The 12,827-nt window shown below is 62.1% G+C and carries 11 protein-coding genes; all 11 read left to right on the forward strand.

Annotated features, from left to right (window positions below; genetic code table 11):
• Positions 1-65 precede the first annotated feature (65 nt).
• Complete coding sequence (locus ACHPFG_RS07005; RefSeq protein WP_431701927.1) at positions 66-1,688, forward strand: methyl-accepting chemotaxis protein; 1,623 nt, start codon at positions 66-68, stop codon at positions 1,686-1,688.
• Positions 1,688-2,200, forward strand: coding sequence for a chemotaxis protein CheW (locus ACHPFG_RS07010; protein ID WP_131697296.1), 513 nt, complete (start codon positions 1,688-1,690; stop codon positions 2,198-2,200). Before ACHPFG_RS07005 ends, ACHPFG_RS07010 begins: the two co-directional genes overlap by 1 nt.
• The gene (locus ACHPFG_RS07015) at positions 2,197-3,450 is read left to right on the forward strand and encodes a CheR family methyltransferase (protein ID WP_431701928.1); all 1,254 of its coding nucleotides are present in this window, start codon (positions 2,197-2,199) and stop codon (positions 3,448-3,450) included. Before ACHPFG_RS07010 ends, ACHPFG_RS07015 begins: the two co-directional genes overlap by 4 nt.
• Entirely contained in the window at positions 3,447-4,148 is a 702-nt protein-coding gene (locus ACHPFG_RS07020; RefSeq protein WP_431701929.1) for a chemotaxis protein CheW, read from the forward strand. Before ACHPFG_RS07015 ends, ACHPFG_RS07020 begins: the two co-directional genes overlap by 4 nt.
• Complete coding sequence (locus tag ACHPFG_RS07025; protein ID WP_431701930.1) at positions 4,145-6,418, forward strand: hybrid sensor histidine kinase/response regulator; 2,274 nt, start codon at positions 4,145-4,147, stop codon at positions 6,416-6,418. The genes ACHPFG_RS07020 and ACHPFG_RS07025 overlap by 4 nt, the downstream gene beginning before the upstream one ends.
• Positions 6,415-7,425, forward strand: a complete 1,011-nt coding sequence (locus tag ACHPFG_RS07030) for a chemotaxis response regulator protein-glutamate methylesterase (RefSeq protein ID WP_431701931.1) — start codon at positions 6,415-6,417, stop codon at positions 7,423-7,425. Before ACHPFG_RS07025 ends, ACHPFG_RS07030 begins: the two co-directional genes overlap by 4 nt.
• Positions 7,426-7,476: 51 nt before the next feature.
• On the forward strand, positions 7,477-8,478 hold the full coding sequence (locus ACHPFG_RS07035) for a response regulator (RefSeq protein WP_131697291.1): 1,002 nt from the start codon (positions 7,477-7,479) through the stop codon (positions 8,476-8,478).
• 236 nt (positions 8,479-8,714) lie between these two features.
• Positions 8,715-9,810, forward strand: a protein-coding gene (gene prfB, locus ACHPFG_RS07040; protein WP_098465888.1) for a peptide chain release factor 2 whose coding sequence is annotated in 2 segments (ribosomal slippage) — positions 8,715-8,786 and positions 8,788-9,810 — 1,095 coding nt in all. Because the reading frame shifts where the segments join, the coding sequence is not laid out codon by codon here.
• A 76-nt stretch (positions 9,811-9,886) separates the two neighbouring features.
• Positions 9,887-11,389: a lysine--tRNA ligase gene (gene lysS / locus ACHPFG_RS07045; RefSeq protein ID WP_131697290.1), complete on the forward strand. Its 1,503-nt coding sequence runs from the start codon at positions 9,887-9,889 to the stop codon at positions 11,387-11,389.
• Positions 11,390-11,540: 151 nt separating this feature from the next.
• A complete protein-coding gene (locus ACHPFG_RS07050) occupies positions 11,541-12,257 on the forward strand; it encodes a TetR/AcrR family transcriptional regulator (RefSeq protein ID WP_131697289.1) in 717 nt (238 codons plus the stop codon).
• Positions 12,258-12,272: 15 nt separating this feature from the next.
• Positions 12,273-12,821 (forward strand): hypothetical protein, encoded by a 549-nt coding sequence (locus ACHPFG_RS07055; protein WP_431701932.1) that lies wholly within the window; start codon positions 12,273-12,275, stop codon positions 12,819-12,821.
• Positions 12,822-12,827: the final 6 nt, after the last annotated feature.

Genomic DNA, 12,827 nt, shown 5'->3' on the forward strand with positions numbered 1-12,827 from the left:
TGATAAATGAGGGCTTCTGCTCAGCTATACTCCCCTCCATTTGAATGGCCCTTCGAGGAAGTACTGTGAAGAATTGGACCTTGCGCCAGCGGATTTTGGCGAGCTTTGCGGTCATTATCGCGATCATGCTGCTGATGGTTGTGGTGTCCTACTCACGGTTGATGAAGATCGAAGCCAGTCAGGAATCGGTGCGTGACGATGCGGTGCCGGGGGTTTATCTCAGTTCGATGATTCGCAGCGCGTGGGTCGACAGCTATTTGCAGACCATCGATATCATTGGCCTGCGCGAGGATAAAACCCTCACCAGTAGCGATAAGTCGGACTACAGGGCCTTCGAATCGCGTATCGAACAGCAGATGGCCAACTACGAAACAACGGTCCATAGCCAGGCCGATCGCATGGAGTTCGATAACTTCAAGGCCGCTCACATCAACTACAACAAGGTGTTGGGCCAGGTGCTTGAGCGCGTCGAAGCTAACGACATGCCGGCCGCACGCGAGTTGTTGGAAGAGCAATTGACGCCGATCTGGACCGAAGGGCGCATGAAGCTCAACGACATCATCACCGAAAACAAGGCCGTGTCGGATAACGCAACGGCGGCTATTGACGACGCGGTTGCCTCGGCCAAGGTCAGCATGTTCATGTCGCTGGCCGTGGCGATTCTTGCCGCTGGTCTGTGCGGCCTGCTGCTGATGCGCGCGATCATGGCGCCGATGCAGCGCATCGTCGACATCCTCGGCACCATGCGTGACGGTGACCTGAGCAAACGCCTGAACCTGGCGCGCAAGGACGAATTCAACGCGGTGGAAACCGGCTTCAACGACATGATGACCGAGCTTACGGCCCTGGTGTCCCAGGCCCAGCGTTCTTCGGTACAGGTCACCACCTCGGTCACCGAGATTGCCGCCACCTCCAAGCAGCAACAGGCCACTGCCACTGAAACTGCTGCGACTACCACCGAGATCGGTGCCACTTCGCGGGAGATCGCTGCCACTTCCAAGGATCTGGTCCGTACCATGACCGAAGTGTCCACCGCCGCCGACCAGGCCTCGGTGGCCGCCGGTTCCGGCCAGCAAGGCCTGGCGCGGATGGAAGAAACCATGCATTCGGTGATGGGCGCCGCCGATCTGGTCAACGCCAAGCTGGCGATCCTCAACGAGAAGGCCGGCAACATCAACCAGGTAGTGGTGACCATCGTCAAGGTCGCCGACCAGACCAACCTGCTGTCCTTGAATGCCGCCATCGAAGCCGAAAAGGCCGGTGAATACGGGCGCGGTTTTGCCGTGGTGGCCACCGAAGTGCGGCGCCTGGCCGACCAGACTGCCGTGGCGACCTACGACATCGAGCAGATGGTGCGTGAGATTCAGTCGGCGGTTTCCGCTGGTGTCATGGGCATGGACAAGTTCTCCGAAGAAGTGCGCCGAGGCATGTTCGAAGTGCAGCAAGTGGGCGAGCAGCTGTCGCAGATCATTCATCAGGTACAGGCGCTGGCGCCGCGGGTGTTGATGGTCAACGAAGGCATGCAGGCCCAGGCCACGGGCGCCGAGCAGATCAACCACGCCCTGGTGCAACTGGGTGATGCCAGCAGCCAGACGGTGGAGTCCCTGCGCCAGGCCAGCTTTGCCATCGATGAACTGAGCCAGGTTGCGGTGGGTCTGCGCAGCGGCGTGTCGCGTTTCAAAGTCTGATGAGCGACCTCGCGGCTAAACGCGGCGCCGTCCCGGCAGCGAAAAAAGCGTTGTTCCTGGTGTTCCACGTCGGCCAGGAGCGCTTTGCCCTCAAGGCTACGGAAGTGGCCGAGGTGCTGCCGCGCCTGCCCCTCAAGCCCATCGCCCATGCGCCGCAGTGGGTGGCGGGGATCTTCGCCCATCGTGGCCTGCTGGTGCCGGTCATCGACCTCAGCGCCCTGACCTTCGGCAAACCTGCCCAGGCCCGCACCAGCACGCGGCTGGTGCTGGTCAACTATCAACCCGAACCCTGGGTCGAAGCGCGCTGGCTGGGGCTGATCCTGGAGCAGGCCACCGACACCCTGCGTTGCGCGATTGAGGAATTCAAACCTTATGGCCTGGACAACCGTGAAGCCCCGTACCTGGGGCTGGTCCGTGAAGATGCGTTGGGCCTGATGCAGTGGATCGGCGTCGATGAATTGCTCACTGAGCCAGTGCGCACTTTGCTGTTCAGCGCCGAGCAGAGCCTATGAGCAGCGACCCGCGCTTCTTTGCCTTCCTGAAGGAACGCATCGGCCTGGATGTCGCCTCGGTCGGCGAGGCCATCATCGAACGTGCCGTACGCCAGCGGTGCCAAGCCATTCAGGCCGGCACCACGAATGACTACTGGCACCATCTGCAGCGTTCCCACGATGAGCAGCAAGCGCTGATCGAAGCGGTGATCGTCCCCGAAACCTGGTTTTTCCGTTACCCCGAATCTTTCGCGACCCTGGCCCGCCTGGCCAAGGCGCGCCTGCTCGAGATCAACCAGATGCGTGCGCTGCGTATCCTCAGCCTGCCCTGTTCCACCGGCGAAGAGCCTTATTCGATCGCAATGGCGCTGCTGGATGCCGGCCTCGCGCCGCATCAGTTCAAAGTGCAGGGCATCGACGTCAGCCCTCTGTCGGTGGAGCGTGCCCGGCGCGGGGTGTACGGCAAGAACTCGTTTCGCGGCGGGGACATCGCCTTTCGTGATCGCCACTTCGTCGAATATGGCGACGGCTTTCACATCGCCGAGCGGGTGCGCGAACAGGTGCGCCTGCAGGTGGGCAACCTGCTCGACCCAGCATTGCTGGCCAACGAGGCGAGCTACGATTTTGTGTTTTGCCGCAACCTGCTGATCTACTTCGACCAGCCGACCCAGAAGCAAGTCTTCGATGTGCTCAAAGGCCTGACCCACGTGGACGGCGTGCTGTTTATCGGTCCGGCCGAGGGCAGCCTGCTGGGCCGGCATGGCATGCGTTCGATCGGTGTGCCGCAGTCCTTTGCGTTCAGCCGACATGCCGAGCCGGTCAAGCCCGAGCCGGTTTTCGTGCCGATGTCCGTACCCCAGCGCAGCGCCGCACCGATTCCTGTCAAGCCGCGACCGTTCAGCACAGTCAGCGCCCAAGTGGTGCCGATCAAGGCGCCGGCGTCCGATGCGAGCGCCTTGCTCAGCCGGATCGCTACCTTGGCCAATGAAGGCAAAAGCGTTGATGCCCGCGCCGCGTGCGAACAATATCTGAACAACCACCCGCCGGCCGCCCAAGTGTTCTACTGGCTGGGACTGCTCAGTGATGTGGCCGGCAGCGCCCTGGAAGCCCAGGGCTATTATCGAAAAGCCTTGTACTTGGAGCCCCAGCATTCGCAGGCCTTGATGCACCTGGCCGCCTTGCTCGAGTCCCAGGGCGACAGTGCGGGGGCGCGCCGGTTGCAGGCGCGGGCCGCGCGTAGCGAGCGAGCCGACAGTGAGCAAAAACCATGAGTAGCCCCGACGCGCTCGACACTACCGGCCTGGACTTGACCCTGGCCGACACGCAAGCCATCGACGACTGCTGGAACCGCATCGGTATTCATGGTGACAAATCCTGCCCGTTGCTGGCGGACCATATTCACTGCCGCAATTGCTCAGTGTATTCGGCGGCAGCCACGCGCCTGTTGGACCGCTATGCCCTGCAACAGGACGATCATCGCCCGCAGGCCGGCGTTGCGCGTGGCGAGGAGGTGGCCACCCGTTCATTGCTGATATTCCGCCTCGGCGAAGAATGGCTGGGTATCGCCACCCGTTGCCTGGTAGAGGTGGCAACCCTGCAACCGATCCACTCTTTGCCGCATCAGCGTTCACGGGCGTTGCTCGGCGTGGCCAATGTACGCGGCGCGCTGGTGGCATGCCTGTCGCTGGTGGAGCTGCTGGGCCTGGACACCACCGGCCATGGCGCCAGCGGTGGGCGGATCATGCCGCGGATGTTGATTATTGCCGCCCAGGACGGCCCGGTGGTGGTGCCGGTGGACGAAGTCGACGGTATCCATGCCATCGATGAGCGCACCTTGAAGGCGGCGTCGGCATCCGGTGCCCAGGCCAGCGGCCGCTTTACCCAGGGCGTATTGCAGTGGAAGGGCCGCAGTCTGCGTTGGCTGGACGAGGCGCAATTGTTGTCCGCCGTGACCCGGAGCCTCACATGACCCCCGACCAGATGCGTGATGCTTCGCTGCTGGAACTGTTCAGCCTGGAAGCCGATGCGCAGACTCAGGTATTGAGCGCGGGCCTGCTGGCCCTGGAACGCAACCCGACCCAGGCCGACCAGTTGGAAGCCTGCATGCGCGCCGCGCACTCGCTCAAGGGCGCGGCGCGAATCGTTGGGCTGGACGCCGGCGTCAGCGTGGCGCATGTCATGGAGGATTGCCTGGTCAGCGCCCAGGAAGGCCGCCTGTACCTGCAACCCGAACATATCGACGCGCTGCTGCAGGGCACCGACCTGCTGATGCGCATCGCCACCCCCGGCAATGACGTGGGGCCGGCGGACATCGAAGCCTACGTGGCGCTGATGGAGCGCCTGCTCGACCCGTCCCAGCCCGCTGCCAGGCTCGCGCCGCCACCCGAGCCTGCGCCTATGGTCGAAGAGCTGCCCGCAGAACCCGAGCCCGCGCCCGCGCCACCGGTCACCAGCGAGCCTGTGCGCCAGAACAAGCGCATGACCGAAGGCGGCGAACGCGTGCTGCGGGTGACCGCGGAGCGCCTGAACAGCCTGCTGGACTTGTCCAGTAAATCCCTGGTGGAGACCCAGCGCCTCAAGCCCTACCTCGCCAGCATGCAACGCCTCAAGCGGATCCAGAGCAACAGCGTGCGTGCCCTGGACAACCTGGACGGCCAGCTCAAGACCCTGAACTTGAATCTCGAAGCCCAGGAAGCGCTGGCCGATACCCGACGCCTGCTGAGCGAAGCCCAGGCGTTGCTGGCGGAAAAGACCGCCGAGCTGGATGAATTCGGCTGGCAGGCCGGGCAACGCGCCCAGGTGCTCTACGACACCGCGCTGGCGTGTCGCATGCGCCCGTTTGCCGATGTGCTGGCCGGGCAGGTGCGCATGGTGCGCGACCTCGGCCGCAGCCTGGGCAAACAAGTGCGCCTGGAGATCGAGGGCGAAAAGACCCAGGTCGACCGCGACGTGCTGGAAAAACTCGAGGCGCCCCTTACCCATCTATTACGCAATGCTGTCGACCACGGCATCGAAATGCCCGACCAACGCCTGCTGGCAGGCAAGCCTGCCGAAGGCTTGATCCGCCTGCGTGCGTCCCATCAGGCCGGTTTGCTGGTGCTGGAACTGAGTGACGACGGCAACGGCGTCGACCTGGAGCGCCTGCGCGGCACCATCGTCGACCGGCACCTGTCACCACTGGAAACCGCCCTGCGCCTGAGCGAAGAGGAACTGCTGACGTTCCTGTTTCTGCCGGGCTTCAGCCTGCGCGACAAGGTTACCGAAGTGTCCGGGCGTGGTGTCGGCCTGGATGCGGTGCAACATATGGTCCGTCAACTGCGTGGCGCGGTGGTGCTGGAGCAGACGGCAGGGCAGGGCAGCCGCTTCCATCTGGAGGTGCCGCTGACCCTGTCGGTGGTCCGCAGCCTGGTGGTGGAGGTCGGTGAGGAAGCCTATGCGTTCCCGCTGGCCCATATCGAGCGTATGTGCGACCTGGCGCCTGACGATATCGTGCAGTTGGAAGGCCGCCAGCATTTCTGGCACGAGGGTCGGCATGTTGGCCTGGTCGCCGCCAGCCAGTTATTGCAGCGCCCGCCAGGGCAGAACAATGATGAAACCTTGAAGGTGGTGGTGATCCGCGAGCGCGATGCGGTTTACGGTATCGCCGTGGAGCGCTTTATCGGCGAGCGCACATTGGTGGTGCTGCCGCTGGATGATCGCCTGGGCAAGGTCCAGGATATCTCCGCCGGCGCCTTGCTGGACGACGGCTCGGTGGTATTGATCGTCGATGTGGAAGACATGTTGCGCTCGGTGGACAAGCTGCTCAACACCGGGCGCCTGGAACGCATCGCCCGGCGCAGCCAGCAGGCCAACGAAGCACCGCGCAAGCGAGTACTGGTGGTGGACGACTCGCTCACCGTGCGGGAGTTGCAACGCAAATTGCTGCTTAATCGCGGGTACGAAGTGGCTGTCGCGGTCGACGGCATGGACGGCTGGAACGCCTTGCGCTCCGAAGACTTCGACCTGCTTATCACTGACATCGATATGCCTCGTATGGACGGTATTGAATTGGTCACACTCTTGCGCCGTGACAGTCGCCTGCAATCGTTGCCGGTGATGGTGGTGTCGTACAAAGACCGTGAAGAAGACCGCCGTCGCGGGCTGGACGCTGGCGCCGATTATTATCTGGCCAAAGCCAGCTTCCACGATGACGCGCTGCTGGATGCCGTGGTGGAACTGATTGGAGGTGCGCGGTCATGAGGATTGCGATCGTCAACGACATGCCCCTGGCCGTGGAGGCCCTGCGCCGGGCCTTGAGCTTCGAACCCGCGCACCAGGTGGTGTGGGTGGCCAGCAATGGCCTGGAGGCGGTGCAGCGCTGCGCTGAATTGACCCCGGACCTGATCCTGATGGACTTGATCATGCCGGTGATGGACGGCGTGGAGGCCACTCGGCAGATCATGGCCGAGACCCCGTGCGCGATCCTGCTGGTGACCGTCGACCGCCAGGCCAATATGAGTCGGGTGTTCGAAGCCATGGGTCACGGCGCCCTGGATGTGGTGGATACGCCGGCGCTCGGCGTGGGCAACCCCAAGGATGCGGCGGCGCCGTTGCTGCGCAAGATCCTCAACATCGGCTGGCTGATCGGCCAGCGCGGCAGCCGTGTGCGCGCCGAAACCACACCGGAGCGCAGCACCGGCAAACGCCAGAGCCTGGTGGCCATCGGTTCTTCGGCGGGTGGCCCGGCGGCCCTGGAAATCCTGCTCAAGGGTTTGCCCCGGGACTTTGCCGCGGCCATTGTGCTGGTGCAGCATGTGGACCAGGTATTCGCCGCCGGCATGGCCGAGTGGCTGAGCAGTGCCTCGGGCCTGCCGGTACGCCTGGCCCGGGAAGGCGAACCGCCGCAAAGCGGGGTGGTGCTGCTGGCCGGCACTAATCATCACATTCGTTTATTGAAGAATGGCACGCTAGCCTATACCGCAGAGCCGGTGAATGAGATTTACCGGCCTTCGATCGACGTGTTCTTCGAAAGCGTGGCCAGCCACTGGAATGGCGATGCCGTCGGCGTACTGCTCACCGGTATGGGCCGTGACGGGGCCCAGGGGCTCAAGTTAATGCGTGAACAAGGTTATTTGACCATCGCCCAGGATCAGCAGAGTTCGGCGGTGTATGGCATGCCCAAAGCGGCGGCGGCGATTGATGCTGCTGTTGAAATTCGCCCACTGGATAGAATTGCGCCCCGACTGCTGGAGGTCTTTGCAAAATGATCATGACCTTCGGCGGTGCTGGCTTGCAGGCAGTAATTCAGGTGACTGCACATGAATGATTTACAGATCGACGGCATCAAGACCGACGAAAATGCCGCCATGGTGTTGCTGGTCGACGACCAGGCCATGATCGGCGAAGCCGTACGGCGCGGCCTGGCCCATGAAGAAAACATCGACTTCCACTTCTGCGCCGACCCGCACCAGGCGATTGCCCAGGCCATCCGTATCAAGCCCACGGTGATCCTGCAGGATCTGGTGATGCCCGGCCTCGACGGCCTGACCCTGGTGCGCGAATACCGCAACCACCCGGCCACGCAGAACATCCCGATCATCGTGCTTTCCACCAAGGAAGACCCGCTGATCAAGAGCGCGGCGTTCTCGGCGGGGGCCAACGATTACCTGGTCAAGCTGCCGGACAACATCGAGTTGGTGGCGCGCATCCGCTATCACTCGCGCTCCTACATGACCCTGTTGCAGCGCGATGCCGCCTACCGTGCGCTGCGGGTCAGCCAGCAACAGCTGCTGGACACCAACCTGGTGCTGCAACGGCTGATGAACTCCGATGGCCTGACCGGGCTGTCCAACCGCCGCCACTTCGACGAATACCTGGAGCTGGAATGGCGACGCGCCATGCGTGACCAGACCCAGCTGTCGTTGCTGATGATCGATGTGGACTTCTTCAAGACCTACAACGACAGCTTCGGCCACGTCGAGGGCGACGAAGCCCTGCGTAAAGTCGCCAACACCATCCGTGAAGCCAGCAGCCGTCCCTCGGACCTGCCGGCGCGCTACGGCGGCGAAGAGTTCGCCCTGGTGCTGCCGAACACCTCGCCGGGTGGCGCACGTCTGGTGGCGGAAAAGCTGCGCATGGCCGTTGCCGCGCTGAAAATCCCGCATATTGCCCCAGCTGAAGGCTCAAGCCTGACCATCAGCATCGGCCTGTCGACCATGACGCCGGTGCAGGGTACGGATTGCCGCCAGTTGATCATGGCGGCGGACAAGGGCTTGTATACGGCCAAGCACAACGGGCGCAATCTGGTCGGCATCGAGTGAGTCGAGGCCGCAACAGATCAAAATGTGGGAGGGGCTTGCCCCGATAGCGGTGGGTCAGTCACAACCTCATTGGCTGACAGGCTGCCATCGGGGGCAAGCCCCCTCCCACATTTGGATCTTCATGGGGCTTGGATTGTGTACAGATCCCGCCTTTTCGGCTCGGCGGACTGCCGTTTCCAGCTGTTTGCCGTTATACTCGCCGGCTTTCAAAAGTTCGCCAACGAGTGCTGCCCGCCATGGAAATCAACCCGATCCTTAACACCATCAAGGACCTGTCCGAGCGCTCCGAAACTATTCGGGGGTATCTTTGACTACGATCAAAAGCATGAGCGTCTGACCGAAGTCAATCGCGAGCTTGAAGATCCGAGTGTCTGGAACAAACCTGAATACGCCCAGGAACTGGGGCGCGAGCGCGCTGCGCTGGCGCAGATCGTCGACACCCTCGACGAACTGAACACCGGTCTGGCCGACTGCCGCGACCTGCTGGACATGGCCGTCGAAGAAAACGACGAAGGCGCAGTGGGCGATGTCGTCGCCGAGCTGGCCCGTCTCGAGGAAAACCTCGCCAAGCTTGAATTCCGCCGCATGTTCAGCCACGAAATGGACCCGAACAACGCCTACCTGGACATCCAGGCCGGTTCCGGCGGCACCGAAGCCCAGGACTGGGCCAACATCCTGCTGCGCATGTACCTGCGCTGGGCCGACAAACGCGGTTTCGACGCCACCATCATGGAGCTGTCGGCCGGTGAAGTCGCCGGCATCAAGGGCGCGACCGTGCACATCAAGGGTGAATACGCCTTTGGCTGGCTGCGTACCGAGATCGGCGTGCACCGCCTGGTGCGCAAGAGTCCGTTCGACTCCGGTAACCGTCGCCACACCTCGTTCTCTGCGGTGTTCGTCTCGCCCGAGATCGATGACAAGGTGGAAATCGAGATCAACCCGGCCGACCTGCGGATCGACACCTACCGCTCCTCCGGTGCCGGTGGCCAGCACGTAAACACCACCGACTCGGCCGTCCGTATTACCCACGTCCCGACCAACACCGTGGTGAGCTGCCAGAACGAACGTTCCCAGCACGCGAACAAGGACACCGCCATGAAAATGCTGCGGGCCAAGTTGTACGAGCAGGAAATGCAGAAGCGCAACGCGGCTTCCCAGGCGCTGGAAGACACCAAGTCGGATATCGGCTGGGGTCACCAGATCCGCTCTTATGTGCTCGATGCGTCGCGGATCAAGGATCTGCGCACTAACATCGAACGCAGCGACTGCGACAAGGTACTCGACGGTGACATTGACGAATACCTGGAAGCCAGCCTGAAATCTGGCCTGTAACCCCTTGTAGGAGCCGGCATGCCGGCGATCCCCGGCCTACGCCTGGGACAACGAACCTGATGGAAAATTTAAAGACATGAGCGACCAACAACTCGACCCGCAAGTCCTGCAACAGGAAGAAAACTCCCTGATCGCCCTGCGCAAGGAAAAGCTGGCTGCCGAGCGCGCCAAGGGCAATGCCTTCCCCAACGACTTCCGCCGCGAAAACTACTGCGATGCCTTGCAGAAGCAGTACGCGGACAAGACCAAGGAAGAGCTGGCAGAGGCTGCGATCCCGGTCAAGGTAGCAGGTCGCATCATGCTCAACCGTGGCTCGTTCATGGTGATCCAGGACATGACCGGGCGTATCCAGGTCTACGTCAACCGCAAGACCTTGCCTGAAGAAACCCTGGCCTCGGTGAAAACCTGGGACATGGGCGACATCATCGCCGCCGAAGGTACCCTGGCCCGTTCCGGCAAGGGCGACCTGTACGTAGAAATGACCAGTGTGCGTCTGCTGACCAAGTCCCTGCGCCCGCTGCCGGACAAGCACCACGGCCTGACCGATACCGAGCAGCGCTACCGCCAGCGTTATGTCGACCTGATCGTCAACGAAGAGGTGCGCCAGACGTTCCGCGTGCGTTCGCAAGTCATCGCGCACATCCGCAGTTTCCTGATGCAGCGTGACTTCCTGGAAGTGGAAACCCCGATGCTGCAGACCATCCCGGGTGGTGCTGCAGCCAAGCCGTTCGAAACCCACCACAACGCACTGGACCTGGAAATGTTCCTGCGTATCGCGCCTGAGCTGTACCTCAAGCGTCTTGTTGTCGGCGGCTTTGAGAAGGTGTTCGAGATCAACCGCAACTTCCGTAACGAAGGCGTCTCGACCCGTCACAACCCGGAATTCACCATGTTGGAGTTCTACCAGGCCTACGCCGACTACGAAGACAACATGGACCTGACCGAAGAACTGTTCCGCGAACTGGCGCAACTGGTCCTGGGCAGCACTGACGTGCCGTACGGTGACAAGGTGTTCCACTTCGGCGAGCCGTTCGTGCGCCTGTCGGTGTTCGACTCGATCCTCAAGTACAACCCTGAGCTGACCGCCGACGACCTCAATGACATCGACAAGGCACGCGCCATCGCCAAGAAAGCCGGTGCCAAGGTGCTGGGCTTCGAAGGCCTGGGCAAACTGCAGGTGATGATTTTCGAAGAGCTGGTGGAGCACAAGCTGGAACAGCCGCACTTCATTACCCAGTACCCGTTCGAAGTGTCGCCGCTGGCCCGTCGTAACGACGACAACCCGAACGTCACCGACCGTTTCGAGCTGTTCATCGGTGGCCGCGAAATCGCCAACGCCTACTCCGAGCTTAACGACGCGGAAGACCAGGCCGAGCGCTTCATGGCCCAGGTGGCCGACAAGGACGCCGGCGACGACGAAGCCATGCACTACGACGCCGACTTCGTACGTGCCCTGGAATACGGCATGCCGCCAACGGCCGGTGAAGGTATCGGCATCGACCGCCTGGTGATGTTGTTGACCAACTCGCCGTCGATCCGCGATGTGATCTTGTTCCCGCACATGCGGCCACAAGCGTAAGCGTAGCGAAATCCGAAGCCGCCTTTTATAAGGCGGCTTTTTTATGTGGCATTAATAAGCGTCAAACAAACAGCGCCATGGGATCGTTCCCGCGCTCTGCGTGGGAATGCACACCGTGACGCCCCGCGTCACCTGATAAGGAAGATCCGTCGTGAACCGCGTAACCGCTCAAGAAGGCGCCGCCGGCATTGCCGCTGCCGTGGCTGAAAGCGTCCAGTACCAGGGCCGTAAGGCCAGCCGTCGGGGCAGCGAGCAACGCAGGCAAGACATTCTCGATGCGGCCATGCGCATTGTGGTGCGCGATGGCGTGCGGGCCGTGCGCCATCGGGCCGTGGCGGCCGAGGCCGGCGTGCCGTTGTCGGCTACCACCTATTACTTCAAAGATATCGACGATTTGCTCACCGACACGTTCGCCCAGTACGTCGAGCGCAGCGCTGCGTTCATGGGCAAGCTATGGGTGCGTAACGAAGGCCTGCTGCGTGAGATGGTCGCCTATGGCGATGGCAGCCCGGAATCGCGTTCGCAACTGGCCGATGACATCGCGCGGTTGACCGCCGACTATGTGCTGCGCCAACTGACCAATCGCCGCGAACACTTGATGGCCGAGCAGGCCTTTCGCCAGGAAGCCTTGCTCAACCCGCGCCTGGCGCAATTGGTGCGTTCCCACCAGCAGATTCTGTTGCAGGGCACGGGACAGTTTTTCCAGGTATTGGGCTCCCGCGAGCCGCAACAGGACGCCAAGGTGTTGACGGCGATTATCAGTCGGATGGAATATCAGGGCCTGCTGGGCGGCGCAGAGCCTCTGACCGGTGAAGAGATGCTTGAGATCCTCAAGCGTTACATGCATTTGGTGTTGGCCTCGGTCTGACACCGGGGGAGTCCAATGAAAACCTGGCGTGTGGCGATAATCGCCTTGTCGTTCCTGTTGCTCAGCGGTTGCCTGGTAACGTTCAAGGACCCGTTGCCCGCCCATGAGGCGGCGCCGGATGAATTGCTGGGCCATTGGACCAGCAGGAATGCCTGGGGCGAACCGCTCAATCTGCAAATCAGCAGTGCCGGTGAGCACCGTTATAAGGCGGTGAGCTACCCTAAAGCCACACCGGCCCAGCGCGATGAGTACCTGTTTACGGTTTCGCGTCATGGCAGCCGCTGGTACCTGTCGGCGCCGTTGCCGGCCAGGTTCGGAGGGCATTACTTCCTGGCGGGGTTCGAGTTCGACGATAAGCACGAATTGGTGGTCTATAACCTCGACCTCGAACAGATTCACCAGGCCATCGGGCAACAGGTGCTGCACGGCAGCAGCGTGGATACCGTCGAGGGCGTCGGCGTGCTGGTCGACAGTTCCATGAGCCAGGTGTTTGCCTATCTGGATGATCCGGCCAATGCCGATGTGTTCGTTGAAGCCGTGCGCTACCGGCGTGCGGGCAAATAACGTTTA

It is taken from the genome of Pseudomonas sp. BR20 (assembly GCF_050780135.1).
Classification (GTDB): Bacteria; Pseudomonadota; Gammaproteobacteria; order Pseudomonadales; family Pseudomonadaceae; genus Aquipseudomonas.

Bases quoted from the DNA above. Each gene is read 5' to 3' on its own strand.
- ACHPFG_RS07010 (WP_131697296.1), top strand. From the start codon at position 1,688: ATGAGCGACCTCGCGGCTAAACGCGGCGCCGTCCCGGCAGCGAAAAAA.
- ACHPFG_RS07020 (WP_431701929.1), top strand. From the start codon at position 3,447: ATGAGTAGCCCCGACGCGCTCGACACTACCGGCCTGGACTTGACCCTG.
- lysS (WP_131697290.1), top strand. From the start codon at position 9,887: ATGAGCGACCAACAACTCGACCCGCAAGTCCTGCAACAGGAAGAAAAC.
- ACHPFG_RS07055 (WP_431701932.1), top strand. From the start codon at position 12,273: ATGAAAACCTGGCGTGTGGCGATAATCGCCTTGTCGTTCCTGTTGCTC.
- ACHPFG_RS07030 (WP_431701931.1), top strand. From the start codon at position 6,415: ATGAGGATTGCGATCGTCAACGACATGCCCCTGGCCGTGGAGGCCCTG.
- ACHPFG_RS07015 (WP_431701928.1), top strand. From the start codon at position 2,197: ATGAGCAGCGACCCGCGCTTCTTTGCCTTCCTGAAGGAACGCATCGGC.
- ACHPFG_RS07035 (WP_131697291.1), top strand. From the start codon at position 7,477: ATGAATGATTTACAGATCGACGGCATCAAGACCGACGAAAATGCCGCC.
- ACHPFG_RS07025 (WP_431701930.1), top strand. From the start codon at position 4,145: ATGACCCCCGACCAGATGCGTGATGCTTCGCTGCTGGAACTGTTCAGC.